The following is a 24,794-nucleotide window of genomic DNA, read 5'->3' on the forward strand; positions in this document are numbered from 1 at the left end:
CTGCACCCGGCCGCCTAGGCCGGCGTGCGCCAGTTGGGCCAGACCCCCAGGCAGGACCAGCACCCGGATTCCGGCAGTGGAGTTCGTTCGTGCGTTTCGCGGGGGTTGTACGACAGACACCCGAAGGACGAGGACGGACCACCGATGAACACCCTGGACGCTCTGGACGCTCAGTCGCTGCGTTCCGACATCCCGGACTTCCGTCCGGGCGACACCCTGAAGGTCCACGTCCGCGTCATCGAGGGTTCGCGTGAGCGCGTCCAGGTGTTCCAGGGCGTTGTGATCCGCCGGCAGAACGGCGGCATCCGCGAGACCTTCACCGTGCGCAAGATCTCGTTCGGCGTCGGCGTCGAGCGCACCTTCCCGGTGCACTCCCCGAACATCGCCGAGATCGAGCGCGTGACCCGCGGTGACGTGCGTCGCGCCAAGCTGTACTACCTGCGCGACCTGCGCGGCAAGGCCGCCAAGATCAAGGAGAAGCGGGACGCGCTCCCGGCCAAGGCCACCTCCTGATCGAACGCTTTTTTTCGCCCCGGTGAGCACCGACGAGGCCCGGGACGAGCACGACGACGCCGAACGGCCCTTGCCGCCATCGAAAGATGGCGGCAAGGGCCGTCAGCGCACCGGCTCCTTTCTCAGGGAGACGGCGATCCTGATCGGGATCGCCCTCGTGCTGACCGTCCTGATCCAGACCTTCCTGGCCAAGGTCTACGTCATCCCGTCCGGCTCCATGGAGCAGACGCTGCACGGCTGCGCCGGCTGCGCCGACGACCGCGTGCTGGTCGACAAGGTGATCTACCGGTTCCGCGACCCCTCGCCCGGCGACGTCGTGGTGTTCCGCGGCCCGGAAGCGTGGACGCACAACGACTTCACCGCCGAGCACACCGACAATCCGGTCGTGGCCGCGGTCCAGTGGCTCGGCTCGCTCATCGGGCTGGCGCAGGTCGACGAGCGCGACTTCGTCAAGCGGGTCATCGCCGTCGGCGGCCAGACCATCCGGTGCTGCGACGCGCGGAACCGCGTGCTGGTGGACGGCAAGCCGTTGGACGAGCCCTACATCTACTACGTGCCGGGGCGCGAGCCGAAGACCGAGAACTTCGGTCCGGTCACGGTGCCCGCGGGGCGGCTGTTCGTGATGGGCGACAGCCGGCTCAACTCCAACGACTCCCGGTTCCAGGGCGGCGGCGGGGTGAACGGCACCATCGCCGTCACCGACGTGATCGGCAAGGCCCGCGTGATCGTGCTGCCGCCGGGCCGCTGGGGCTTCATCTCCGACCACGATCCGCAGCTCGCCGCGGGTGGTCTGGCCCTGCTGTGGTGGCGTCGTCGGGATTGGGCGGATTCGTCACTACCCGTGTAGGGGACCGTACGGCCAGCTGTACCTCGACCCCACCAGCGCTAGCGTAACCTGGCCCGGTGACCGACGTCGTGCCCTCGCAGAACCAGCAGAGCAACCCGGACCCGGAGGAGCCCAAGCCGATCTCTTCCGAGTCCGAGCAGGCCGAGTCGGAGCCGGGTCTTCTCGCGGGCGCCGCCACGTCGCGCACGCGCCGTCGCCGCGGGCCCGAGAAGAAACGCTCGTTCTGGAAGGAACTGCCGATCCTGATCGTCACCGCGCTGGTGCTGACGATCCTGATCCAGACCTTCCTGGCACGCGTCTACGTCATCCCGTCCGAGTCGATGGAGATGACCCTCGTCGGCTGCGACGGCTGCACCGACGACCGGGTCCTCGTCGACAAGCTGACCTACGACTTCGCGAACGTGTCGCCCGGCGACGTGATCGTGTTCAAGGCGCCGGACAACTGGGACAAGAGCGAGTTCCAGGCCCAGCAGTCGGACAATCCGATCGTGCGGGGCTTCGAGAACGCCGCCTCGGCCATCTCGCTGTACCCGCCCAACGAGTACGACCTGATCAAGCGCGTCGTCGCGGTCGGCGGTCAGACCGTGCAGTGCTGCGACAACAACCGGGTCGTCGTCGACGGCAAGCCGCTCAACGAGCCCTACATCTACTGGCGGCCCGACTATCCGCCGACGCAGATGACGTTCGGGCCGGTGAAGGTGCCGGACGGCAAGCTGTGGGTGATGGGCGACAACCGCAACAACTCCGACGACTCCCGACTGCAGGGTCACGGCGACCTGCTGGCCGGCGCGGTCCCGGTGGCCAACGTGATCGGCAAGGCGCGGCTGATCGTGTTGCCGCCGCAGCGATGGGGCGGCGTGACCACCGTCGACCCGCAGGCCCAGGCCTCCGCGATCGGCGCGCCCGCCTGGCAGGAAGGGTTGCCGGCCGGCGTCGGCCTCGCCGCGGCCTTCCCGACCCTGTGGATCGGCCGCCGGATACGCCGCAAGATGTTCGGACTTTTCGCCAGGAGCGACAGCTGAGGTGGTAGTCGCGGGCAACGAGCTCCGGCCGCAGCGGGCGGTCATCCGGGGCAGCACGGGCAACTGGGCTTTGCAGTCGGCGCTGGACCGACGTGGTTTAGGACCCGTCGCCGGCGTTGACGAGGCCGGCCGGGGCGCCTGCGCGGGGCCGCTGGTCGTCGCGTCGTGCGTGCTGCGGCCCGGCGACGCCCGCAGGCTGGAGGGGCTCACCGACTCCAAGCTGCTCACCGAGAACGCCCGTGAGCGGATGTACGACCTGGTGCTGGCCCGCGCGCTGGACTTCGCCGTCATCGTCATCCCGCCGGCCGAGGTCGACCGCATCGGCGTGCACGTGGCCAACATCGAGGGCATGCGGCGCGCGGTGGCCCAGCTCACCACCCATCCGGGTTATGTTCTGGTCGACGGCTTCAAGGTGCCGGGCCTCACCGCGCCCAGCACCGCCGTCATCAAGGGGGATCAGGTGGTGGCCTGCGTGGCCGCCGCCTCGGTGCTCGCCAAGGTGACCAGGGACCGGATCATGACGGAATTGCACCAGGAGCTGCCGCGTTACGGCTTTGACGTGCACAAGGGCTACTGCACCGCCGAGCACACCGCCGCGTTGAACGAGCACGGCCCGACCGCCGAGCACCGCTGGTCGTACGTGAACGTCGCCGCGGCCGGTCGATCGCACAACATGTGCCCTCCGCACGAGGTGGCACGCCGCGTGGTTCAGAATGGAGCGTCCCCGGAGGTCGGGGTACCTGGCTCACGACGAGGAGGGACGCGGGTCCGATGAGCGCGGAGGATCTCGAGAAGTACGAGACCGAGATGGAGCTTCAGCTCTACAAGGAGTACCGCGACATCGTCGGTCAGTTCTCCTACGTTGTGGAGACCGAGCGCCGGTTCTACCTGGCCAATGCCGTCGACGTCCAGGTGCGCAACGCCGAGGGCGAGGTCTACTTCGAGGTGCGGATGTCCGACGCCTGGGTGTGGGACATGTACCGCCCGGCGCGCTTCGTCAAGAACGTCCGGGTGATCACCTTCAAGGACGTCAACGTCGAGGAGCTGGACAAGCCCGATCTCCGTCTGCCCGAGGACGGCCCCTTCGGCGCCGGCGGCGGCCCCGCCACCTGACGGTCGTGTCGCGAAGAGGGGCTCCACCCTGCGGGTGGAGCCCCTTTCCACACCTGCCGCACCCCCGCGAGTCCCGCCCAGCGTCACACCGAACCCCGGAAAATTCTTCATCTGTCGGCCGGGGCGTGCCCGCCTTCTCGGTTTGCCGCGCGCACTCGGCCCCGCCCCACCCAACCACACGATCCTGGCGTGCGGCCGACTTCGACCACAGCCTGTGGACAACTTCCGAGTTGTCCACAACGGCGCGGACGGCGTAGCGACTACTGCGCCGTTCGGCGCACTGTCGACGCATGACCCGCGATCAGTGCAGTGCAGTCAGCCCGGCCCAGCTGGGCAGGATGGGCGAGGAGCTGGCGGCCCTTTTCCTGGAGGGCCAAGGCCTGGTGGTGCTGTCCAGGAACTGGCGATGTCCCGAGGGTGAGCTGGACATCGTCGCCGTGGACCGCCGCACGGGCCTGCTCGTGGTGTGCGAGGTGAAGACCCGCTCGGGCACGGCCTACGGCAAGCCGGCCGAGGCGGTCGACTACATGAAGGCGACCCGGATCCGCCGGCTCACGCATCGATGGCGGGCGGCGTACCGGATCGCCTACTGCGACACGCGTTTCGACATCATCTCCATCCTCTGGCCGGGCCACGGGCCGGCCCGCGTGGAGCACCTGCGGGGAGCCTTCTGATGCCGCTGTCGCGCACGTGGTCGGTCGCGCTGCTCGGCGTGGACGGGGTGCCCGTGGAGATCGAGGCCGACGTCAGCCACGGCAAACCCAAGGTGCAGCTGTTGGGCCTGCCCGACACGGCGCTGAACGAGTCCAAGGACCGCGTGCGGGCCGCGGTCCGGAACTCCGGCCTGGAGTGGCCGGACCAGGTCATGCTGGCGCTGTCCCCGGCCGACCTGCCCAAGGGCGGTTCCGGCTACGACCTCGGCCTGGCGTGTGCCGTGCTCGCCGGCGCCGGCAGCGTGCCGCAGACGAAGCTGGTCGGCACGGTGATGATCGGCGAACTGGCCCTGGACGGTCGGGTCAGGCCGGTCCGCGGTGTGCTGCCACGACTGCTCGCCGCCCGGCGGGCCGGTCTGAAGTGCGCCGTCGTGCCGGAGGAGTCGCTGGCCGAGGCCGCGCTCGTCGCCGGTATCCAGGCGCTCGGCGCCCATCGCCTCGCCGACGTGTTGTCCTGGCTGAAGGACGAGGAGTCGGGCCTGGTCACACCCCGTCCGCCCGTTCCGGCCGTCATGGCCCCGGGCCTGGATCTCGCCGACGTCGTCGGCCAGCCCGAGGCTCGGTGGGCGCTCGAGGTCTCCGCCGCCGGGGCGCACAACCCTGCTCGTCGGACCGCCGGGCACCGGCAAAACCATGCTGGCCGAACGCATCACCGGGCTGTTGCCGCCGCTCACGCCGAACGAGGCGCTGGAGGTGACGGCCATCCACTCCATCGCCGGCACGCTGTCTCCCAAAGTGCCGCTCATGACGGTGCCGACGCTCATCGCCCCACACCACTCGGCGTCCATGGCGTCCCTCATCGGCGGCGGCGTCGGCATGGCCCGACCCGGCGCGATCAGCCTGGCCCATCGCGGCGTGCTCTTCTTGGACGAAGCCTGCGAATTCGGCGGATCCCAGTTGGAGGCGCTGCGGACCGCCGTCGAGGAGGGCGAGATCCGGATCGCCCGCCGCGACGGCGTCGCGCGCTACCCCGCCCGATTCCAGTTGGTGCTGGCCACGAACCCGTGCCCCTGCGCGCCGATCCGAGACGTCGACTGCAAATGCTCGCCGTACGAGCGGCGGCGGTACTTCTCGCGCCTGTCCGGGCCGCTGCTGGACCGCATCGACATCCGCACCCGGATGCGGCCCATCCACGCCATGGACAACGCCGACCTCGGGCCGCCGGAGAGTTCTGCGACGGTGCGGGAGCGGGTCACCAAGGCTCGGGTGCGAGCGGCCGAGCGGTGGGCCGAGCACGGCTGGCAGACCAACGCCGAGGTGCCCGGACCGGCTCTGCGCCGCCATTTTCGACTGCCGGCCAAGGCCATGCGGCTGCTCGATCGAGGACTCGAGACGGGCTTCGTCAGCGCCCGTGGCGCGGACCGGTGCCTCCGCATCGCCTGGACGCTTGCCGACCTGGCCGAGAAGGACCGCCCGGACGGCGACGACGTCGGGGCCGCACTGGAGTTCCGGGACCGGAGGGCGGCGTGACGACCGACGATGCCCGGCTGGCCAGGGCTTATCTGCTCCGCGTGGCGGAGCCGCCGGCGCCCGACATGGTGTCTCTGGTGGCCGGCGTCGGACCGGTCCGGGCGGCCGAGATGGTCCGGTCCGGCGAGGTCGACACCGATGAGACAGCGGCGCGACGACACCTTGACTTCGCCGCGCGTGACCTGGAGGAGGCCGCGGGCCGGCAGACCCGCTTGGTGATCCCTGAGGACGAGGAGTGGCCGGCCTGGCAGTTGTTGGCCCTGGCCAACGCCGCCGCCCGAGACGTGCCGGGCATGACCGAGCCGTTGGGTCTCTGGGTGCGAGGGCGGGCCCGGCTCGACGAACTCGTCCAGGAGGCGGTCGCCGTGGTCGGCGCCAGGGCGGCCACCAGCTACGGCGAGCGAGTCGCCGCGGAGATCGCCTACGACCTCGCCCGGCAGTCCGTGACGATCGTTTCCGGCGCGGCATACGGAATCGACGGCAGTGCGCACCGCGGAGCTCTCCGGGCCGACGGCCGTACGGTCGCGGTGCTGGCCTGCGGCGTCGATGTGGCCTATCCGGCGGGGCATACCGACCTGCTGGCCCGGATCGCGGCCACGGGGGCGGTGGTCAGCGAGTACCCGCCGGGCACCCGGCCGGCCAGACATCGTTTCCTGGTGCGGAATCGGCTCATCGCCGCGCTGGCCGCGGGCACGGTCGTGGTGGAGGCGGGCCGTCGAAGCGGTTCGAGAAACACCGCTGCGACAACAAGTGAGCTCGGCCGGCCGCTGATGGCGGTGCCCGGTCCGGTCACGTCGGCGATGTCGGTCGGCTGCCACGACCTGTTGCGCACGGCCGGGGCGAGCGCGGTGTGCTCCGCGGAGGACGTGTTGGCCGATGCCGGACGGATCGGTGTTGACGCAACTACTCGATCGGATGAACCCGCGCGGGCAACTGATGGTCTCGATCGGGTGATGCTGCGCGTGCACGAGGAGTTGCCAACTCGGGGCGGCGTGAGCGCCGAGCAGATCGCCGTCGGTTCCGGCGTGCCATTGTCGCGGGTCAGAGCGTTGCTGCCGGAACTGGAGTTGTTGGGGCTAGTCCAAAAGTGTGAGTCGGGGTGGTGCCGCGGACGGGGATGAACGGGCAGAGGCCACTCCAACGGGTGTGGCGATGCTTGACCACGAACGGGTTGCGGCGCACCGTGTTGGGCTATGTGCCGTCACACGAGGGTCATCCACGCGGGTGGACATCACAGGATCGGACGGGTCGGCTCGCTGAGGCCGCACGTCGCCTCGCCGCTCGCGGGGATGTGACACGCGTTCGATGCCCTCTTCACGACGGCCGGCTGTGCAGGAGCTGATCCGGCTCCGCCAGCGGCTGCCCGCTGACGTCGAGGCGGTGCTCTCGGACTACGAGCGCCACCTCCGGCTGGAACGCAACCTCTCCGAGCACACCGTGCGCGCCTACCTCGGCGACGTGGTGTCCCTGCTGGGACACCTGGCCCCACCCCCGCCGAACGGCGACGCCGACCCCCCAACCACCCACGCCGCCGCCGATGCCGCCGACGATCGGCACCGTGCTGCCGGCGACCACGCTGTCGGCGACGGCGCTGCCGATGGCCAGGCTCGCGATGCTGGCGACCGGACTGGCAACGCCGATGGCCGGGGCCGCGACGCCGGCGAGGAGCCGCTGGCGGTCGCGGTGGCCGATATCGACCTGGCCGGGCTGCGCGGCTGGCTCGGGAGGCTCCGTGCCGCTGGGTCGAGCCGGTCGACGCTGGCCAGGCGGTCGGCGGCGGCCCGGACCTTTACCGCCTGGGCCCGTCGGCGCGGTCATCTGGCGGCCGATCCGGGGCAGCTGCTGATGGCTCCGCGACCGCAGCGGACGCTGCCGGGAGTGCTCCGCAAGGAGCAGGCCGCGGCGATGCTGGATGCCGCCGAAAGCGGGGCGGCGGAAGGCGCGGCGGTTGCTCTGCGTGACCAAACTCTGTTGGAGCTGCTCTACGCCACGGGCGTCCGGGTGTCCGAGGCGTGCGGCCTCGACCTGGGCGACGTGGACTACTCCAGCCGAGTGATTCGCGTGCTCGGCAAGGGCGGCCGCGAGCGTGTCGTGCCGTTCGGCGCACCGGCCGAACGGGCGCTGCGCCGCTGGCTCGCCGAGGGGCGATCTGCCCTGGTCAGGCCCGGTTCGCCGGCCGCGCTGCTGCTCGGCGCACGGGGCGGAAGACTCGATCAGCGGACGGCTCGCAAGATCGTGCACGGGGCCGTCGGTGCGGTACCCGGAGCAGTCGACACGGGGCCGCACGGCCTAAGGCACTCGGCCGCCACGCACCTGCTGGAAGGGGGAGCGGACCTGCGGACCGTCCAAGAGCTGCTCGGTCACGCTACGCTAGCCACCACGCAGCTCTACACCCACGTCACCGTCGAACGGCTTAAGGCGATCCATGAGCGAACCCACCCCCGTTCCTGAGGACGCCGGGGGAGGTTCCCGCACGGCAACCGTGCCCTCCCTGGAGACACGCGCCCCGGAGACGACAACGATGCGCAACGGCAGCCACGGTCCGGCCGCCGGAGGCTCGCGGGGCTCGTATGGTGCGGGCCAGCCCGACGGGGTCCTTCCCGGTGACCAGCGCACGGCCGACGACGTCGAAGCCGGCATCGTCGCGCTGTGGCGCAGCTACGGCGCGAGCCGGGTCCAGGAGTTGCGGGACCGACTCGTGCTGCACTACGCGCCGCTGGTCAAGTACGTCGCCGGCCGCGTCGGCACCGGCCTGCCCGCCCATGTCGACGTGGGCGACCTGATCCAGTCGGGCATCTTCGGCCTGGTCGACGCCATCGAGAAGTTCGAGCCCGAGCGCGGCCTCAAGTTCGAGACCTACGCCATGCAGCGCATTCGCGGCGCCATCCTCGACGACCTGCGCTCCCAGGACTGGGTTCCCCGCTCCGTGCGCAGCCGCGCCCGCGACGTCGAGCGTGCTCTCGAACGCCTCGGCGGACGCCTACAGCGCACTCCCACCGACTCCGAGCTGGCCAACGAGCTGTCGATCACCATCAGCGAGCTGCGGGAGCTCTACGCCCAGCTCCAGCTGACCAGCGTCGTCGCCCTCGACGAGCTCATCGCCGCCGGCCGCGGCACCGCCTCCCTGGCCGAGACCCTGCCCGACGACTACGCCGAGGACCCCGTCGCCAACCTCGTCGACCAGGACAGCCGCCGCCAACTCGCCGACGCCATCGCCCAGTTGGCCGAACGGGACCGCATCGTCGTCACCCTCTATTACTTCGAGAACCTGACCCTGGCCGAGATCGGCCGCGTTCTCGGCGTCACCGAGTCCCGTGTCTGCCAACTCCACACCCGCGCCGTCCTCCGCCTGCGCACCAAGCTCGCCGAGCAGTCCGAGAGCTGACCCGTCCCCGGTCCACGACCGAACAGCTGGAATGGATGCGCTCCCCGCGCACACTGCCCAGCTGACTCCGCTCAGTTCGCGGCGTTGATCGTGATCGAGGTGACCGAGGCGTTGTCCACGCCGATGCGGGGGACCGGGACGCCGGGCGTGGGTGGCTCGGCGGTGGAGGCCATGCGGACCGGGCCGCCGTGGGTGACCAGCACGATGTCGAGGCCCGGCCGAGCGTCGGCGTGACGCTGGAAGGCGCGGTGCACCCGGTCGTACATGTCGGCGATGCTCTCGCCGGCGTCGGGGCGCAGGAAGGGCTCGCGCCACAGGCGGTCGACGGTGTCCTGCGCGGTCGGGTCGTCGGCGAAGGGCGAGTCGAGCCGATGACCTTCCAGGACGCCGAGATTCTGTTCGCGGATCTCGGGATCGAACTCCAGCGCGAGATCAAGGCGGGCGGCGATGATCTCGGCCGTCTCGCGGGCCCGGGGCAGGTCGCTGGCGATGACGGCGGCGGGCCGCGGCCGCTCGGCCAGAAGCTCGGCGGTGAGCCGAGCCTGGGCCCGACCGGCGGCGGTGAGGCCGCCGGCCTCGGGCGACTGGCCCTGGATGCGGCCGGCGAGGTTCCAGGTGCTCTCGCCGTGCCGGACCAGGTGCAGGACGCAGCGGCGGGTCGTCACGTCCGTCATCAGTACTGCATGCGGGGGTCGTCGTAGTTCTTGAACTCGATCACGTTGCTCGACGGATCGGCCAGGAACAGCGTCCGGTGCTGCTCGGCCGTGCCCTCGAAGCGGATCTCCGGCCCCGAGAGCACCCGCAGCTTGCGGTGCTCCACCAGCCGCACCAGCCGATCGAAGTCCTCCGCCTGGGCGAAGCTCACCCCGAAGTGCCGCGGATAGGCCACGGCCTCGGCGGGCACGTCCTCGCACAGGTGGCAGACCAGTTGGTCCCCGAAGAAGTCCAGCGTGATCCGGTCCTCGTACCGTCGGGCCAGCTTCGCGCCCAGCCCGAACACGTAGTACTCCAGCGCCTCGTCCAGATCCCGGGCCGGGACAGCGATGTGGCAGGCGTCGAACTGGTTGCGCATCCTCGTCTTTCCTTTGTCGTGTCAGGGTTTCAGGTGGGAGATGGAGCGGTGGCAGAGATGGTTGGGAGGGAGAAATGGGTGGTTTCGATCGAGTGGTGAGAGGGGGCGGAGGCGGTGCGGTGGTCATGGCGGGGAGCGGGGCGGAAGCGGGGTGGCTAGTTGGAGTGGGTGAGGGTGCGGGCGGTGGCGACGCCTGTGGTGAGGGAGAGCAGGGTGTCGCCGCGCAGGCCTCGGCGGAGGGTCTCCACGCCGACGACGTCGTGGGTGGCGATGTTGCCGAGGTTGACGTGGGGGCCGACGGTGCGGATGAGCTCGACCTGGAGGTCCTTGGTGGGGGCCTCGAACATGACGAAGGCGGGGTCGAGCGCGTCGAGGACGGCGGAGAGGACGTCGGAGCGCATGTGGCCGTCGGAGTCGGCGATGCCGCTGCGGCCGCTCTCCCGGGCCTCGGTGATGACCATGGCGGCGCCGGCGTCGAGGTCCTCGCGGAGCGCCTCGACCCAGTCGGAAGGGGTGAGCAGGGCGGAGCGGTCGGCGTCCTTGTAGCCGACCTCGGACAGCACGGGGCGGTGGGCGGACATCCGCCGCACGTAGTCGGCCTTGCTGCGCTGGTCGAGGGGGATGGTGCCGTTGGAGACCTCGATGTGGGTGGCCTGGGTCCGTTCGACCAGGGAGAGGTAGTCGCCGAGCTGGTCGGTCCACACGGCGTGCTCGAAGAGGGTGCCGCCGAAGTAGAAGTCGATGCCGGCCTCGCGCAGCACGGCGGTCTTGCGGTCGATGTCCTTGGTGACCAGGGCGGTGCCCCAGCCGAACTTGACCAGGTCGACGAGGTGCCCGTGGCTGTCGATCACGTCGGTGAAGGCGCCGGTCGGCAGGCCGGGATCGATCATCATGGTGGTGCCGTGCCCGCCGCTGCTCATGTGCTGCCTCCTGGACTGGTGTTCATGGTTCGGTGAAGGCGTGGTCATCGGACGCCTCCGGCGGTGGCCAGCTCGGCCCGCAGCGCGCGGCGCAGGACCTTGCCGGTGGGACCGGTGGGCAGCACGGCGGTCACCTCGATGGTGGTCGGGCGCTTGTACCGAGTGAGGGTCCGCTCGCAGAGTTCGTGCAGGTCACGGGCGAGTTCTTCGGCGCGGGCGCTGGGATCGGCGGTGACGAAGGCGACGGCCACCTGCCCGAGCCGCTCGTGCGGGGCGCCGACGACGGCGGCCGTGCGCACCGCGGGGTGGCCGAGCAGCACGTTCTCGATCTCCAGCGGATGGATCTTCTCGCCGCCGCGGTTGATCACGTCGTCGGCGCGGCCGGACAGGCGCACGAAGCCGGCCTCGTCGCGGACGCCGAGGTCGCCGGTGAGCAGCCAGCCGTTGGCGTCACGGGCGGAGCGGGCCCGCTCGGGCACGTCGGCCGACAGGTCGAGGTAGTGGCTGACCACCTGCCGGCCGCGCAGCGCGACCATGCCCTCCTGGCCGGCGACCGTGGGACGGCCGTCGTGGTCCAGCACGGACAGGCCGATGCCGACGGGCAGGCCGACGGAGCCGATACGGCGCTGGGTGGCCTCGACCGGGTTGGCGGTGATCTGCCCGGCCGCCTCGGTCATGCCGTACGTTTCCAGCACGCCGACGCCGGTGTGCTCGGTGAACGCCCGCAGCGTGTGCTCCGGCAACGGCGCGGACGCGGAGCGGGCGAACCGAACGCCCCGGATCACGCTCTCGCTCGGGGCGGGCGCCGCGGCCAACGACGCGAGGATCGCGGGCACGGCGTTGAGCCAGGTCGGCCGCCACTGCTCGACGCGGTCCCAGTACGCCCGCACGTCGAACCGGCGGTCCACCACCAGCGACGCGCCGCTGACGACGTTGGCCAGCAGACCCATCACCTGGGCGTTCACGTGGAACAGCGGCAGCGGCGTGTAGCCGCGCTGGTCGGGACCGAACCCGTGGTGGCGGGCGACCCGACGCGCCGCGTGCATCAGCTGCCATTCGGACAGCGGAATGCCCTTGGGCGCGCCGGTCGTGCCGGAACTGGCCAGCAATACCGCGGGACGCACGGCCGCGCCCTCGCTCGGGCGGGCGGACGAACTCGCCGGCCGGACGGGAATCGGACCCAATTCGGTAAGTGACCACAATTCGGTTTCGGTGGCGAATGCGTCCGGCGTGTCCGTCGCGACCACGTCGACACGAAGTCGGGCGATCGAATTGGACAGTTCCGACGCGGTGAGCCGGGGATCGAGCGGCACGGCCGTCAGTCCGGCGGCCAGCAGGCCGAGATATGCGGCGGTGAAGGCGAGCGGGTCGGTGGCCACGAGCCCGACCCGGGCCCGTGCCGGCAACGCCGTCGCGTGACTGGCCGCACGCCAGATCTCGGCGTGCGACGCTAGCTCTGACCAGGTGAGCGACCTGCCGTCCGCGCCCGCGACGAACGCGGCGGCCGCCGGTCGCTCCTGCGCTCGTGCGGTCAGCAGTCGGGACACCACCGCCATGCGGCCTCCTCACGATGTGGGATGACCTGATCGATTCTTGACTTGATCGATGTGAGTCGCTTAGGAGCAACTTAAGAACCTGCTGTGTGCGACCGATTTGGGGGAATTGGGCGCCGATCGACAGCAATCGGACAGCGAATTAGGTGGCGTCCGCCGACGGCGGTTCACGCCATGGCAACAGCCGTACGCGCTGGGTGGACAACAGGCGCAACGGATCCAGGTATTCGTCGCCTCGCCGCGCGCCCCAGTGGAGACAGGCCGCCGAGCAGCCTTCGTGACCGGGCATCAGCCGCCCCACCTCCTCGCCGCGGTGGACCCGCTGGCCGGGCCGCACCTCGGGCCGGACCGGCTCGTACGTGGTGCGAAGGCCGCCCGCGTGGGTCACCGCCACCACGCCTCGGGTTGCCACCCAGCCGGCGAAGGAAACCACCCCGTCCGCCGCGGCCAGCACCGGTTCGCCGTCGGCGGCACCCAGGTCGACGCCACGATGGCCGGGTCCGTAGCGAGTGGCCGGCGGCTGGAACGGGCGCAGCACGGGATGCGGCGGCGACAGCGGCCACACATAGCGCGGGGGCGTGCTCGCGGCGGGTGGAGGCAGCGACCAGGCGTGGGAAGAGTCGGTGTGCGGCAACGGGTCCGACGTGGCGAGGAAGGCGGCGGTCAGGGCGAGCACGGCGAGGGCGGTGGGCATGCGTCCAGCGTCGACCTCGCGGGCCGGGGCCGCCACCAGCGATGATCGACATGTGGACAACCCGGCCCGCCGGCCGGAGGCTGTGGACAACCGAGAGCCCGATTCGGGCGTTCAGGGGGTTCGGGCGTACACTTCCCCCGCGACCTGTGTATCGCGGGTCGACTTCGCGTGCCAGCGCTTACCCCTGATCAAAGGGGTACGCCGTCCGGCGGTCCCGGAGGCTGTCATCCCTCGTCGAGGGGCGACGTGGCCGGCGGGTTCGGGCGGCGGCCAGGCACCAGGGCACTGGGTCACCCGACCCTTGCGTCAACCGAACCGCGCGCCCCCCGGCGCGCACGACACCAAGAGGTGCAACCGGCCATGGCCGTCGTCACCATGAGGCAGCTGCTCGACAGCGGCGTCCACTTCGGGCACCAGACCCGGCGCTGGAACCCGAAGATGAAGCGCTTCATCTTCACCGAGCGCAACGGCATCTACATCATCGACCTGCAGCAGACGCTGTCGTACATCGACCGCGCCTACGAGTTCGTCCGCGAGACGGTCGCGCACGGCGGGTCCATCCTGTTCGTCGGCACCAAGAAGCAGGCGCAGGAAGCGATCGCGCACGAGGCGCTGCGGGTCGGCATGCCGTACGTGAACCAGCGCTGGCTGGGCGGCATGCTCACCAACTTCACCACCGTGCACAAGCGCCTCCAGCGCCTCAAGGAGCTGGAGTCGATGGAGCAGACGGGTGGCTTCCAGGGTCTCACCAAGAAGGAGATCCTGATGCTCACCCGTGAGAAGGACAAGCTGGAGAAGACCCTCGGCGGTATCCGCGACATGTCCAAGGTGCCCAGCGCCGTCTGGATCGTGGACACCAAGAAGGAGCACATCGCCGTCGGCGAGGCGCGCAAGCTGAACATCCCGGTCGTGGCCATCCTGGACACGAACTGCGACCCGGACGAGGTCGACTACCCGATTCCGGGCAACGACGACGCGATCCGCTCCGCGACGCTGCTCACCAAGGTCGTCGCCGAGGCGGCCGCCGCCGGCCTGATGGCCCGCTCGGGTGCTCGCACCCAAGGCCGCCGACAAGCCGGGCTCGGTCGAGGAGCCGCTGGCCGAGTGGGGAGCAGGAGCTGCTGGTCGGCGCGAACGCCGAGGCCGCGCCCGCCGCCGCCCCGGCCGCCGAGGCCGCTCCGGCGCCGCCGCGACCGAAGTCACCGCCCAGTCCTGACCGGCGTCACGCCCGCCCGCGCCCCGGCGCGGGCGGGCGTGTGCCCTAGGCACTACCCGCGCGTACCCGAAGAAGGAAACGGACACCGCACGATGGCGAACTACACCGCGGCCGACGTGAAGCGACTCCGCGAGCTCACCGGCTCCGGCATGATGGACTGCAAGAGGGCCCTGGAGGAGTCCGACGGCGACTTCGACAAGGCCGTCGAGATCCTGCGCATCAAGGGCGCCAAGGATGTCGGCAAGCGCGCCGGGCGGGCCACCGCCAACGGCCTGGTCGCGGCCGACGGCGGCGTGATGATCGAGCTCCAGTGCGAGACCGACTTCGTCGCCAAGAACGAGGAGTTCCAGCAGCTGGCCGCCAAGATCGTGGGCGCCGCCAAGGACTCCGGCGCGACCGACGTGGCCTCGCTGACCGCGGCCAAGGTCGGCGACGGCACTGTCGCCGACGCCGTGCAGGCGCTGTCCGCGAAGATCGGCGAGAAGCTGGAGCTGGCCAAGGTCGTCGTTTTCGACGGCCAGGTGAGCACCTACCTGCACCGCCGCTCCGCCGACCTGCCGCCGGCCGTCGGCGTGCTGGTCGAGTTCACCGGCCAGGACGGTGACGCGGTCAAGGGCGTCGGCATGCAGGTCGCCGCCATGAAGGCCAAGTACGTCACCCGCGACGAGGTGCCGGCGGACGTCGTCGAGCACGAGCGCGGCATCGCCGAGGCGACCGCTCGCGAGGAGGGCAAGCCGGAGGCGGCGCTGCCCAAGATCGTCGAGGGTCGCGTCAACGGCTTCTTCAAGGACGTCGTGCTCCTGGAGCAGGCTTCCGTGCAGGAGTCGAAGAAGACCGTGAAGGCCCTGCTGGACGAGGCCGGGGTCACCGTGACTCGCTTCGCTCGCTTCGAGGTGGGCCAGGGCTGAGGCCCGGCGCAAGGCGGGGTCTGCCACAGTACGTGGCGGCCCCGCTTTCGCACGCCAGGACCACAGCGGGCACGCCGAGGACCACAGCGGACGACGAGAGGAAACCGAGCTTCGATGTCGTTGACCCAGGACCGATCGACCAAGGGCGCCCCGAGCGGTGACGGCAATGGCTACCGCAGGGTGCTGCTGAAGCTGGGTGGCGAGATGTTCGGCGGCGGCGCCGTCGGCGTCGACCCCGACGTGGTGCACACCGTGGCCAGCCAGATCGTGGACGTGGTCGCCGGCGGCACCCAGGTGGCCGTGGTCATCGGGGGCGGCAACTTCTTCCGCGGCGCCGAGCTCAGCCAGCGCGGCATGGACCGGGACCGGGCCGACTACATGGCGATGCTCGGCACCGTCATGAACTGCCTCGCGCTCCAGGACTTCCTGGAGAAGAAGGGCATCGACACCCGCGTGCAGACCGCCATCACCATGGGCCAGGTCGCCGAGCCCTACATCCCGCGCCGCGCCGAGCGGCACCTGGAGAAGGGCCGCGTGGTGATCTTCGCCGCCGGCGTCGGCATGCCGTACTTCTCCACCGACACCGCGGCCGCCCAGCGCGCGCTGGAGATCGGCTGCGACGTGGTGCTGATGGCCAAGGCGGTGGACGGCGTCTACGACTCCGACCCCCGGCGCAACCCCGACGCCAGCAAGTTCGACAGCATCACCCACCAGGAGGTGCTCGAACGCGGCCTCGAGGTGGCGGATGCGACGGCGTTCGCGCTGTGCAAGGACAACAACATGCCCATCATCGTGTTCAACCTGCTCACCGAGGGGAACATCGCGCGTGCGGTGCGCGGTGAGAAGATCGGCACCGTGGTGAGCACCCCCTGACGACAGGCCCTGCGCCTGACGCTGGGATCGTGAGCACCGTCAAAGTCACAACCGGCCAGCAGCATCGTTAAGGAGCAGCCGTGATCGACGAGACCCTTCTCGACGCCGAGGAGAAGATGGAAACCGCGGTGTCCGTGGCCAAGGACCATCTCGCCTCGGTCCGCACCGGGCGCGCCAACGCCGCCATGTTCCAGGGCATCGTCGTCGACTACTACGGCTCGCCGACGCCGCTCAACCAGCTCGCCGGCATCACCATCCCGGAGGCTCGGATGGCCGTCGTCAAGCCGTACGACGTCAGCCAGCTCCGCGAGATCGAGAAGGCCATCCGCGACTCGGACCTGGGCGTGAACCCGAGCAACGACGGCACGATCATCCGCGTGCTGATCCCGGCGCTGACCGAGGAGCGCCGCCGGGAGATGGTCAAGGTCGCCAAGAGCAAGGGCGAGGACTCCAAGGTCGCGGTGCGCAACATCCGCCGCAAGTCCAAGGAGGAGCTCGACCGCATCGGCAAGGACGGCGAGGCCGGCGAGGACGAGGTGGCCCGGGCCGAGAAGGAGCTCCAGCAGCTCACCGACCGGTACGTGGCGCAGATCGACCAGCTCGTCAAGCACAAGGAAGCCGAGCTGCTGGAGGTCTGAGGACCTGCCGGCAGGGGAGAGTTCGACGGACGTGACTTCCACACGTGGCCGGCGGGACGATCAGGACTCGTCCGCCGACGACCCCGGCGACCAGCCGCCGGCAAAAGCATCGCGCGCGGGCCGCAACCTGTGGGCCGCCGTCGCGGTCGGCTGCGGTCTGGGCGCCGTCATTCTGGTGTGCCTGTTCACCGTGCCGCAGACGTTCGTGGGGATCGTGGCCATCGCGGTCGCGATCTCCACGATCGAGCTGTCCGGCGCGATGCGCCGGGCCGGCGGCATCAAGGTCGCCCTGGTCCCCGTCCTCGTCGGCGGGCAGGCCATGGTGTGGCTGTCCTGGCCGTTCGAGCGGGTCGGGCTGCTCGCCGCGTTCGTGGTGACGATTCTCGGCTGCCTGATCTGGCGGTTCCGGGACGGCGTCTCCGGCTACGTGCGTGACGTGACCAGCTCCGTCTTCGTCGCCGCCTACGTGCCGCTGTTCGCCTCGTTCGCCGCCATGCTCGTGGTGCCCGCCGACGGCGTGTACCGGGTCCTCTGCTTCCTCATCGGCGTCGTCTGCTCCGACACCGGCGGCTACGCGGCCGGCGTGCTGTTCGGCAAGCACCCCATGGCCCCGCTCATCAGCCCCAAGAAGTCCTGGGAGGGCTTCGCCGGCTCGATGATCACGGGCATGGTCGGCGGCGCACTGACGGTGACCCTGCTGCTGCACGGCCAGTGGTGGCAGGGTGTGCTGCTCGGCGCCGCGCTGGTGGTCACCTCCACCGTCGGCGACCTCGTCGAGTCGTTGATCAAGCGCGACCTGGGCATCAAGGACATGGGCAACCTCCTGCCCGGCCACGGCGGTCTGATGGACCGCATGGATTCCCTGCTGCCGTCGGCCGTGGTGGCCTGGCTGCTGCTGCGCCTGTTCATCCCGGCCTAGCAAAATCCGTTGACCGGCCCGGGACGCTGGGGTCGTGGCAGTTCTGTGGCTGTGCGGCCCGCCCGGTGTCGGCAAGACGACTGCCGCCTGGCTGCTGTACACCCAGCTGGTCGAGTCCGGCGTCCGGACCGGTTTCGTCGACATCGACCAGCTGGGCATGTGCTATCCCGCGCCGGCGTCGGATCCCGAGCGATACGGGATGAAGGCGCGCAATCTCGGTGCGGTCGTGGCGAATCTTGATGCCGGCCACGTTGTCGTCTCCGGCGTCACCGACCCCGTTCAGGGCGTGCCCCGGATCCCCGGGACGGCGTTGACGATGTGTCGTCTCCGCGCCGACGAGGGGCAGCTTCGCGCGCGGCTGGAACGGCGTGGTTGGCCGGCCGAGCAGATCGAGGCCGTGCGGCAGGAGGCCGAGATCCTCGACGCCACGGGCGGGATCTGCGTCGACACCACGGGGTTGACGGTGGCCGAGGTCGTGCGGCGCGTGCGGGAGCGCACAGGCTGGCCCGACCCGGCCGGTCGCGACAAGCCCGCTGTCGAGGAGCCGGTCGGCGCCGTGGACGGTGAGATCCTGTGGCTGTGCGGCGCCACCGGTGTCGGCAAGTCGGCCGTTGGTTTTGCCGTCTACCAACGGATCCTGCGCGCCGGCCGGACGGCGGCCTACGTCGATCTGGATCAACTGGGCTTCCGCGGGCCGACGCCCGCCGGCCATGGCGTGCGGGCGCGCAACCTGGCTGCGCTGTGGCGGACCTACCGCGCGGCCGGGGCTCAGCAGCTGGTTGTCGTCGGTCCGGCCGAGAGCGAGGCGGTCGTCGCGACGTACGCAGACGCCCTGCCCAGCGCGAAGATCACTCTATGCCGGCTGCACGCCGGGTCGGGTCGGCTGATGGAGCGGATCATGCTGCGCGGTCGGGGCCAGGGCTGGGCACAACCCGGCGATCCGTTGCTGGGCCGACCGATCGCCTACCTACGCCAGGTCGCCGACCGCGCCGCCGCCGAGGCCGACGCGCTCGAACGGGTCTGCCTCGGACGGCGCGTCGACGCCGGGCCGGGAACCGTCGAGCAGGTGGCCGACGCGGTGCTGGCCTAGTCGTCGTAGGGGTCGACGGGTTCCTCTTCCTCCTCGTGCGGCTCGATCACCGAGAACGGCGCGCCCTGGGGGTCGCACAGCACGGCGGCGCGGCCGTAGGCGGAGTCGAATGGTTCCACCACAACGGTTCCTGACAGGCGGCGGACGCAGCGTGCGGCCTCATCCGTGTCGGTGACACGGAAGAAGACCATCCAGTGCGGGGCGGTGTCGGCCGGGAACTCGGCGTCCATGCGGTAGCGGCCGAGCACGGCCTCGCCGTTGAGCCACCAGACAGTGTAGTCCACGTCGACGCCGTCGCCGACCTGACCCTGGCTGTAGCCGAAGAGCCCACGGAAGAACTTGTCGGCCAGGTGGCCGTCCCGCGTGTTCAGGTCGGCCCACTCGAAGCAGCCGTGAAGTCCGTACGCCAGCGAGATATCCGGTCGCTGCGCGCTCAGGGCGATGACGCCGCCGCTGGGGTCCTCGGCGATGACGGTGCGCCCCTCCAGCGGACCCCGCACGACGCGACCCCCGTGCTGGCGCACGCGTTCCGAGGCGATCCAGGGGTTGCGGATCGCCAGGTGCAGTCGCCATTCGTGGCGCCGCCCGGGATCGATGCCGGCGGCCACCTCGTCCCGGCCGACGTGCGCGAGCGCGCCCCCGCGTCTGTCCACTGTGTACCGCCAGCCGAGCAGGGCGGCGTAGAAGTCGCGACTGGCCGGCGGATCCGTGCTGTCGAGGCTGACCCAGCACGGCGTTCCGGAGAGGATGCCGGTGGTGTGCGTCATCGGGGCACCTCCTCGCGTTCACGGCGTGTAGTCAATGGTCAACGCAGCATCATCCCCATGGCAAGCCGCCACATGATTGGCTTGTGGACATGGGAATGGCATGGGTGCCGCAGCTCGCGGCCCGGATGAGGGCCAGAATGACGGCCGTGCACGTGCTTCCCAGCCCCAACATCTGGCAGTGGCCCGAGCTGTACGAGGTGGAGAACCGCGCTCAGGACAGCACCGGCGAGATCTGGCGTGCCCTGCGCGCCGAATGCGACTGGACGGGCCTGGATGTTGTCGACGTCGGTTGCGGCGACGGATACCACCTGCCGGTATTCGCAAACGGCGCGGCGAGCGTCACCGGCGTGGAACCGCATCCGCCGCTGGTGGAGCGAGCCAAGGCGCGCACCCGCGACGTCGACAACATCCGTGTGGTGGAAGGCGGGGCGCAGCGGCTGCCGCTGCCGGACGGCTGCGCGGATCTGGTGCACGCGCGGACGGCGTACTTCTTCGGGCCCGGCTGCGAACCCGGCCTGATGGCGGCGGATCGAGTGCTACGACCCGGCGGCGCCCTGGCGATCGTCGATCTCGACGGCGCCGCGATGCCGTACGGACGATGGCTGTGCGATGACGTCCGTGGCTACGATCCCGTTGCGGTGCAACGGTTCTTCGACGAGCAGGGCTTCAGCACCCGGCACGTGGAGACGGTGTGGCGGTTCGAGCGCCGGGCCGACCTGGAGGCCGTGCTGGGCATCGAGTTCTCGGCGAAGGTGGCCGCGAGGGCGATCGCCGAGACCGCCGGCACGGAGATCCCGGTCGGCTACCGACTGCATGTGCGCCGGAAGCCGACCGGGATCATCCTGCCCGGCTGATCACTTCGCCCATCAGATCGACTCAGTCTCGTCGACGTCCTCGGCCAGCACGCCGTAGATCCGGCGCTTGGCCTCGTTGATCGCGTCGACGGCCCGCGACTTCTGGTCGTCGGTGCCGGCCTGGGTGACCTGGTCCACGGCCATGAACAGCTGGTGCAGGGCCGTGTGCAGCTCCCGGACCTCGTCGGCCTCGCCGATCGCCTCGGCCCAGGGCTTGGTGTCGCCCAGCTTGGCCGCCTCGGCCCGGCCGGTCTCGGTCAGCGTGAACAGCTTCTTGCCGCTGGCGGCGTCGGCCGTGATCAGGCCTTCGTCGTCGAGCATCTGCAGCGTCGGGTAGACCGAGCCGGGGCTGGGCCGCCAGATGCCGTTCGTGCGCTGGCTGAGCTCCTGGATCATCTCGTAGCCGTGCATCGGACGCTCCGCGAGCAGGGTGAGCACCGCCGCGCGGACGTTGCCGCGACGCTGGCGCCGCCCGCCGCCGCGGCGACCGCCACGGAAGCCGGCCATCGCGCCGAGGGCGCCGGGCCAGGGGCCGCCGGCCGCGAAGGGCATCGGGCCCATCGGCGGTTCCGGTCGGTTGGGCGGGGTGTGGTGCGGGAAGTGGCCCGGCAGCGAGCCGAAGCCGTGTTCGCGCTGGAAGTGAGAGTGGTGGCTGCGCATGATGCGCTCCCTTCGGGTTGTGGTGTCTCTCTGACGTCACTAACGATATATCGCTGATGTATCGCGATACAACGTCCGATAGAGTGACGGTAGTCACACCCATCGACATGGGAGAATGGACGGGTTATGACTGCGCTCCCCCTTGTCTTCGATGCCCCCCGCCGTGCCATGCCGCCCCGGCACCTGGCCGACATGTCCGCGTCCGAACGTGCCCAGGCCGTCGCCGACCTGGGGGAGAAGCCGTTCCGCGCCAAGCAGCTGTCCAACCACTACTTCTCCCGGCTGACCGTCGACCCCGACGCGATGACCGACATCCCGGCCGCGACCCGGGAACGGCTCGTGGGTCAGCTGATGCCGAGCCTGCTCACCGAGGTCCGCAAGCTCAGCTGCGACGACGGCACCACCCGCAAGACGCTGTGGCGGGCGCACGACGGGACGCTCGTGGAGAGCGTGCTCATGCGCTACCCCGAGCGGGCCACGCTGTGCATCTCCAGCCAGGCCGGCTGCGGCATGGCCTGCCCGTTCTGCGCCACCGGGCAGGGAGGGCTCACCCGCAACCTGTCCACCGCCGAGATCGTCGACCAGGTCCGCTCCGCCGCTGCCGCCATGCGTGACGGCGAGCTGCCCGGCGGTCCCGGCCGGCTGTCCAACATCGTGTTCATGGGCATGGGCGAGCCGCTCGCCAACTACCGCCGCGTGATCGACGCCGTGCACCGCATCTGCGACCCCGCCCCCGACGGCCTCGGCATCTCCCAGCGCTCCGTCACCGTGTCGACCGTCGGTCTCGTGCCGGCGATTCGCAAGCTGACCGAGGAGGGCCTGCACGTCCGCCTCGCGGTGTCCCTGCACACCCCCGACGACGAGCTCCGCGACACCCTCGTGCCCGTCAACACGCGGTGGAAGGTGTCCGAGGTCCTCCAGGCCGCTCGCGCCTACGCCGACAAGACCGGGCGGCGGGTGTCCATCGAGTACGCGCTGATCCGTGACGTCAACGACCAGGGCTGGCGGGCCGACATGCTCGGCAAGAAGCTGCACAAGCACCTCGGCCAGTACGCGCACGTGAACCTGATCCCTTTGAACCCGACCCCGGGGTCCGAATGGGATGCCTCCCCGAAGCCCGTGCAGGACGAGTTCGTGCGGCGGGTCAAGGACCAGGGCGTGGAGTGCACTGTCCGCGACACCCGAGGCCAGGAGATCGCCGCCGCCTGCGGGCAACTCGCCGCCGAGGGGTGACCGTCGTCAGCCGGCCTTCTTCGTGTTGGCCGGCTTTCGGGGTCTTTTGGCCTTCTCCTTCGGCGGCTCCGGCGGGGCGGTGTGTTTGACGAACCCGAAGCTGACGGGAACGCTCATGAGCCGGTCGAGCGCCTTGATGTTGCGGGCCAGACTGATGCGGGAGAAGAGCGGCAGATTGAGCGACTTCTGGCCGGGGTCCTTGCGGGTGATGATCGCGAAGACGACTTCGTAGTCGTTCTTCTCGATGGGAGAGGCGAGTTCGCCGGCCCTGCCCTCGATCGTCTTTTCGATCAGCGCCACCAGTCGTTGTGGCGCGTCGTCGTCGCCTTTCAGTAGTTCGACCGAGTTGGCGCCCTGGTTGAAGAGGTGGCTCAGCAGGCTCGAACCGGTGGAGATCTTGACGTGGATCAGGGTGGCTCGACCGCTGCGAACCGTGTAGAGGTCGCACGGCTCGATCCGGGTCTGTTTGGCCGGGCTCACGTTGGTCTTGTCGAGGCACACGAAATCCGGCGCGCTGCCCACCGACTCGTTGTAGTCGCCCTCGTGCTTGAACGCGCATTCCGGTAGGTAATCGAGTTCGGACCAGAACGGATCGATCCTGGTCTGCAAGCTGGTGACGTAGTCGCGATCGACCTCGTACCAGTTTCCTTCGTTGAGGTAATAGGTCGATCCGCCCTCCTGTGGCGTCGTGTCGTAGATGAGGGACTTGAAGACGCTGTGGCTGTCGCGGGCGTCGCCGAACTCGTTTGTCAAGTTCAACCGGTGCGTCTTCAGTCGTTCGATCGTCACGGTGGCGCCAGGGACTGCTGACCTGTCGAGATATTCGTAGTAGTGGTCGATCGACGTGTCCGAGTAGAGCAGGCTCGATCCCGCTCCGCTGAACTTCACGTAGAGGCTGTCGTTGTTGTGTGAGTAGTCGACCATGTCCGGCACGGCGAGGCGCACATTCTCGCTCCGCGTGCGGACGTCCTTGACGAGCGCGTCGTTGAGGACGGCGATTTGGTCCGGATCGCGAACGGGTGTGATCTTCTGAATGTTGGGGAAGGTGGTGAGATACGACACTTCTTTGTAGATTGCCAGCAGGCGGGTGCAGAGGTCCAACAGTTCGTCCGCCCTGGCCGGAGTGCTGATCCGCAGGCTGCTCGCGCCGGTCACCTGCTTGACCAGGTCGGCGTGCTCGGGTTTCACCTTTCCGGTGAGGCTCTTCAGCACGGAGCTGTCCGTGTCGACGTCGAAGTAGGTGAGCTCGGATTCGATCGCGAGCTGGGTGCGCCGCCGGCGCGACGAACCGGGTTCCACCGTGTCGGTGTTCTTCAGTTTTGACGGATCCACGCAGTTCAACGTCGTCCTGATGCCGAAGTCGTACTCGTACGACTCATCCTTGAGGTTGTGGGACACGTGGCCGAAACACAGGGCGAAGACGCGTCCGTCGGCCGGCAGGAACAGCAGTGCGCCCTTGGTCGCCTGGAGTAGGTCCTGCTGGATGTCGAAATAACCCTTCCACCATGGCGGGCGCGGGTGGGCGTCGAGGACGAACAGCGTCGCATCCGGAGGCAGGTTGTCCGTGGCGGCGGCCGGCAGCAGCGGGTTCTCGTCCTCGAGGGCGTTGTCGGCGTCGAACGACTCCTTGAGCAGGAAGATCGAGAACGAGTGGCTGGCTGCCATGACCTTCCTCCGCTCCGTCGAGTGCGCAACGCAGCGTCCGACACCGGTGTGGATGGTTGGTGGACGCGTTGTGGCAGCGGCAGAGCATGAGCCGCGCTTGCGAGGGCGAGCACCTCTCACGGTACGGAGTGGACGGTCAGACGACCTCGGTGAGCTTGCCGGGGCTGGCAAGGAAAGAGACGCACGAAGGCCGCGCCCCGGAGGAGGAGCGCGGCCTAGTGACAGGCTTTGTCGAACCGGCGGACGCGGTGGCTCAGCCGGAAGGCTTGCAGCGGCGTCCCGACCCTGCCGTCGGTGAACCCCGGCCGTGAGCCGGCAAGGGCGTCAGCAGGTGGTCAGCGGCGCCATGCGGTGCGGCTGCGGATGCGGTCCCAGATGAGGGCCAGCACGATGGCCGCGGCGACGCCGATGAGGTAGATGTCCTCGATGTGCCCGCGGTGGTTGCCGATGAGCATGAGCAGCAGCGCGATGGCGGTGAGCCAGCCGGCGATGCGGGTGGCCTTGGGGAACGTGCCGTGCCAGCCCCACTCGGCCGACGGCTCGTCATGCGGGTCGACCGCGTTGGCCGGACGCTTCTCCAACTCCGAGGACGCCACGATCGCTCCTGGTCTGACTAGGGTTCCCGACCTGCTCATGGTCGCACACGGGGGTGACAAGGCGCCCAGGCGG

The 24,794-nt window shown here is 69.9% G+C and carries 25 protein-coding genes and 2 pseudogenes; 18 read left to right on the plus strand and 9 right to left on the minus strand.

What is annotated here, in order from left to right; translation table 11 throughout:
• Positions 1–144: 144 nt before the first annotated feature.
• The 10 genes and pseudogenes from rplS to KUTG_RS34510 all read left to right on the plus strand — a co-directional run bounded on the left by rplS (position 145) and on the right by KUTG_RS34510 (position 9,063).
• Positions 145–513, plus strand: coding sequence for a 50S ribosomal protein L19 (rplS, locus tag KUTG_RS34465; RefSeq protein ID WP_043722826.1), 369 nt, complete (start codon positions 145–147; stop codon positions 511–513).
• Positions 514–535: 22 nt separating this feature from the next.
• Positions 536–1,360 carry a signal peptidase I gene (gene lepB, locus KUTG_RS34470; RefSeq protein WP_052395730.1) on the plus strand — a complete coding sequence of 275 codons (825 nt, stop codon included), beginning with the start codon at positions 536–538 and terminating at the stop codon, positions 1,358–1,360.
• A gap of 56 nt (positions 1,361–1,416) precedes the next feature.
• Positions 1,417–2,382 (plus strand): signal peptidase I, encoded by a 966-nt coding sequence (gene lepB, locus KUTG_RS34475; protein WP_043722829.1) that lies wholly within the window; start codon positions 1,417–1,419, stop codon positions 2,380–2,382.
• Between the two features lies 1 nt (position 2,383).
• Positions 2,384–3,157, plus strand: a complete 774-nt coding sequence (locus tag KUTG_RS34480; protein ID WP_043722830.1) for a ribonuclease HII — start codon at positions 2,384–2,386, stop codon at positions 3,155–3,157.
• Entirely contained in the window at positions 3,154–3,495 is a 342-nt protein-coding gene (locus KUTG_RS34485) for a DUF2469 domain-containing protein (RefSeq protein WP_043722832.1), read from the plus strand. The genes KUTG_RS34480 and KUTG_RS34485 overlap by 4 nt, the downstream gene beginning before the upstream one ends.
• Positions 3,496–3,785: 290 nt before the next feature.
• Positions 3,786–4,169: a YraN family protein gene (locus KUTG_RS34490; protein ID WP_043722835.1), complete on the plus strand. Its 384-nt coding sequence runs from the start codon at positions 3,786–3,788 to the stop codon at positions 4,167–4,169.
• Positions 4,169–5,678 (plus strand): annotated as a pseudogene (locus KUTG_RS34495) (YifB family Mg chelatase-like AAA ATPase). The gene KUTG_RS34490 and the pseudogene KUTG_RS34495 overlap by 1 nt, the downstream one beginning before the upstream one ends.
• Positions 5,675–6,799 (plus strand): DNA-processing protein DprA, encoded by a 1,125-nt coding sequence (gene dprA, locus KUTG_RS34500; RefSeq protein ID WP_043722839.1) that lies wholly within the window; start codon positions 5,675–5,677, stop codon positions 6,797–6,799. Before KUTG_RS34495 ends, dprA begins: the two are co-directional and overlap by 4 nt.
• A 217-nt stretch (positions 6,800–7,016) precedes the next feature.
• Positions 7,017–8,129 (plus strand): tyrosine recombinase XerC, encoded by a 1,113-nt coding sequence (locus KUTG_RS34505; protein ID WP_043731606.1) that lies wholly within the window; start codon positions 7,017–7,019, stop codon positions 8,127–8,129.
• Between the two features lie 70 nt (positions 8,130–8,199).
• Complete coding sequence (locus KUTG_RS34510; RefSeq protein ID WP_369794660.1) at positions 8,200–9,063, plus strand: FliA/WhiG family RNA polymerase sigma factor; 864 nt, start codon at positions 8,200–8,202, stop codon at positions 9,061–9,063.
• Positions 9,064–9,134: 71 nt separating this feature from the next.
• Here KUTG_RS34510 and KUTG_RS34515 read toward each other — a convergent pair whose 3' ends face one another.
• From KUTG_RS34515 to KUTG_RS34535, 5 genes are all read right to left on the minus strand, one after another.
• Positions 9,135–9,737 carry a histidine phosphatase family protein gene (locus KUTG_RS34515; protein ID WP_052395731.1) on the minus strand — a complete coding sequence of 201 codons (603 nt, stop codon included), beginning with the start codon at positions 9,735–9,737 and terminating at the stop codon, positions 9,135–9,137.
• A complete protein-coding gene (locus tag KUTG_RS34520) occupies positions 9,737–10,135 on the minus strand; it encodes a VOC family protein (RefSeq protein ID WP_043722845.1) in 399 nt (132 codons plus the stop codon). The genes KUTG_RS34515 and KUTG_RS34520 overlap by 1 nt, the downstream gene beginning before the upstream one ends.
• A gap of 155 nt (positions 10,136–10,290) precedes the next feature.
• Entirely contained in the window at positions 10,291–11,055 is a 765-nt protein-coding gene (locus KUTG_RS34525) for a phosphosulfolactate synthase (RefSeq protein WP_052395732.1), read from the minus strand.
• A 44-nt stretch (positions 11,056–11,099) separates the two neighbouring features.
• Positions 11,100–12,611 (minus strand): class I adenylate-forming enzyme family protein, encoded by a 1,512-nt coding sequence (locus KUTG_RS34530; protein WP_052395733.1) that lies wholly within the window; start codon positions 12,609–12,611, stop codon positions 11,100–11,102.
• 139 nt (positions 12,612–12,750) lie between these two features.
• Positions 12,751–13,302: a M23 family metallopeptidase gene (locus KUTG_RS34535; protein ID WP_063753764.1), complete on the minus strand. Its 552-nt coding sequence runs from the start codon at positions 13,300–13,302 to the stop codon at positions 12,751–12,753.
• Positions 13,303–13,662: 360 nt separating this feature from the next.
• Here KUTG_RS34535 and rpsB point away from each other — a divergent pair.
• The 6 genes and pseudogenes from rpsB to KUTG_RS34565 all read left to right on the plus strand — a co-directional run bounded on the left by rpsB (position 13,663) and on the right by KUTG_RS34565 (position 18,946).
• A pseudogene (gene rpsB / locus KUTG_RS34540) lies at positions 13,663–14,567 on the plus strand (30S ribosomal protein S2).
• A gap of 43 nt (positions 14,568–14,610) precedes the next feature.
• Positions 14,611–15,426, plus strand: coding sequence for a translation elongation factor Ts (gene tsf, locus KUTG_RS34545; protein WP_043731614.1), 816 nt, complete (start codon positions 14,611–14,613; stop codon positions 15,424–15,426).
• A gap of 114 nt (positions 15,427–15,540) precedes the next feature.
• Entirely contained in the window at positions 15,541–16,299 is a 759-nt protein-coding gene (gene pyrH / locus KUTG_RS34550) for a UMP kinase (protein ID WP_052395734.1), read from the plus strand.
• An 80-nt stretch (positions 16,300–16,379) separates the two neighbouring features.
• Entirely contained in the window at positions 16,380–16,937 is a 558-nt protein-coding gene (gene frr, locus KUTG_RS34555) for a ribosome recycling factor (RefSeq protein WP_043722853.1), read from the plus strand.
• A gap of 127 nt (positions 16,938–17,064) precedes the next feature.
• Entirely contained in the window at positions 17,065–17,856 is a 792-nt protein-coding gene (locus tag KUTG_RS34560) for a phosphatidate cytidylyltransferase (RefSeq protein WP_369794661.1), read from the plus strand.
• Positions 17,857–17,890: 34 nt separating this feature from the next.
• Entirely contained in the window at positions 17,891–18,946 is a 1,056-nt protein-coding gene (locus KUTG_RS34565; RefSeq protein ID WP_043722858.1) for an AAA family ATPase, read from the plus strand.
• Here KUTG_RS34565 and KUTG_RS34570 read toward each other — a convergent pair.
• Positions 18,943–19,713 (minus strand): VOC family protein, encoded by a 771-nt coding sequence (locus KUTG_RS34570; protein WP_052395735.1) that lies wholly within the window; start codon positions 19,711–19,713, stop codon positions 18,943–18,945. The two genes, KUTG_RS34565 and KUTG_RS34570, sit on opposite strands and share 4 nt — an antisense overlap.
• Positions 19,714–19,850: 137 nt before the next feature.
• Here KUTG_RS34570 and KUTG_RS34575 point away from each other — a divergent pair, with 137 nt between their 5' ends.
• The gene (locus KUTG_RS34575) at positions 19,851–20,567 is read left to right on the plus strand and encodes a class I SAM-dependent methyltransferase (protein ID WP_232241121.1); all 717 of its coding nucleotides are present in this window, start codon (positions 19,851–19,853) and stop codon (positions 20,565–20,567) included.
• Positions 20,568–20,579: 12 nt separating this feature from the next.
• Here the strand turns inward: KUTG_RS34575 and KUTG_RS34580 are convergent, their stop codons facing one another.
• On the minus strand, positions 20,580–21,227 hold the full coding sequence (locus KUTG_RS34580) for a PadR family transcriptional regulator (protein WP_043722859.1): 648 nt from the start codon (positions 21,225–21,227) through the stop codon (positions 20,580–20,582).
• 126 nt (positions 21,228–21,353) lie between these two features.
• On the opposite strand from KUTG_RS34580, the gene rlmN reads away from it, so the two are divergent.
• Positions 21,354–22,460: a dual-specificity RNA methyltransferase RlmN gene (gene rlmN / locus KUTG_RS34585; protein ID WP_043722862.1), complete on the plus strand. Its 1,107-nt coding sequence runs from the start codon at positions 21,354–21,356 to the stop codon at positions 22,458–22,460.
• 6 nt (positions 22,461–22,466) lie between these two features.
• On the opposite strand, the gene KUTG_RS34590 is transcribed toward rlmN, so the two are convergent.
• Both KUTG_RS34590 and KUTG_RS34595 read right to left on the minus strand, forming a co-directional pair.
• On the minus strand, positions 22,467–24,245 hold the full coding sequence (locus tag KUTG_RS34590) for a DUF6119 family protein (protein WP_232241123.1): 1,779 nt from the start codon (positions 24,243–24,245) through the stop codon (positions 22,467–22,469).
• A gap of 215 nt (positions 24,246–24,460) precedes the next feature.
• Positions 24,461–24,721 carry a DUF2631 domain-containing protein gene (locus KUTG_RS34595; RefSeq protein WP_043722865.1) on the minus strand — a complete coding sequence of 87 codons (261 nt, stop codon included), beginning with the start codon at positions 24,719–24,721 and terminating at the stop codon, positions 24,461–24,463.
• Positions 24,722–24,794 lie beyond the last annotated feature (73 nt).

It is taken from the genome of Kutzneria sp. 744 (assembly GCF_000568255.1).
GTDB lineage: Bacteria > Actinomycetota > Actinomycetes > Mycobacteriales > Pseudonocardiaceae > Kutzneria.

Bases quoted from the DNA above. Each gene is read 5' to 3' on its own strand.
- rplS (WP_043722826.1), top strand. From the start codon at position 145: ATGAACACCCTGGACGCTCTGGACGCTCAGTCGCTGCGTTCCGACATC.
- KUTG_RS34485 (WP_043722832.1), top strand. From the start codon at position 3,154: ATGAGCGCGGAGGATCTCGAGAAGTACGAGACCGAGATGGAGCTTCAG.
- KUTG_RS34490 (WP_043722835.1), top strand. From the start codon at position 3,786: ATGACCCGCGATCAGTGCAGTGCAGTCAGCCCGGCCCAGCTGGGCAGG.
- KUTG_RS34510 (WP_369794660.1), top strand. From the start codon at position 8,200: ATGCGCAACGGCAGCCACGGTCCGGCCGCCGGAGGCTCGCGGGGCTCG.
- KUTG_RS34515 (WP_052395731.1), bottom strand. From the start codon at position 9,737: ATGACGGACGTGACGACCCGCCGCTGCGTCCTGCACCTGGTCCGGCAC.
- KUTG_RS34520 (WP_043722845.1), bottom strand. From the start codon at position 10,135: ATGCGCAACCAGTTCGACGCCTGCCACATCGCTGTCCCGGCCCGGGAT.
- KUTG_RS34525 (WP_052395732.1), bottom strand. From the start codon at position 11,055: ATGAGCAGCGGCGGGCACGGCACCACCATGATGATCGATCCCGGCCTG.
- KUTG_RS34530 (WP_052395733.1), bottom strand. From the start codon at position 12,611: ATGGCGGTGGTGTCCCGACTGCTGACCGCACGAGCGCAGGAGCGACCG.
- KUTG_RS34535 (WP_063753764.1), bottom strand. From the start codon at position 13,302: ATGCCCACCGCCCTCGCCGTGCTCGCCCTGACCGCCGCCTTCCTCGCC.
- tsf (WP_043731614.1), top strand. From the start codon at position 14,611: ATGGCGAACTACACCGCGGCCGACGTGAAGCGACTCCGCGAGCTCACC.
- pyrH (WP_052395734.1), top strand. From the start codon at position 15,541: ATGTCGTTGACCCAGGACCGATCGACCAAGGGCGCCCCGAGCGGTGAC.
- KUTG_RS34570 (WP_052395735.1), bottom strand. From the start codon at position 19,713: ATGACGCACACCACCGGCATCCTCTCCGGAACGCCGTGCTGGGTCAGC.
- KUTG_RS34575 (WP_232241121.1), top strand. From the start codon at position 19,851: ATGACGGCCGTGCACGTGCTTCCCAGCCCCAACATCTGGCAGTGGCCC.
- KUTG_RS34580 (WP_043722859.1), bottom strand. From the start codon at position 21,227: ATGCGCAGCCACCACTCTCACTTCCAGCGCGAACACGGCTTCGGCTCG.
- rlmN (WP_043722862.1), top strand. From the start codon at position 21,354: ATGACTGCGCTCCCCCTTGTCTTCGATGCCCCCCGCCGTGCCATGCCG.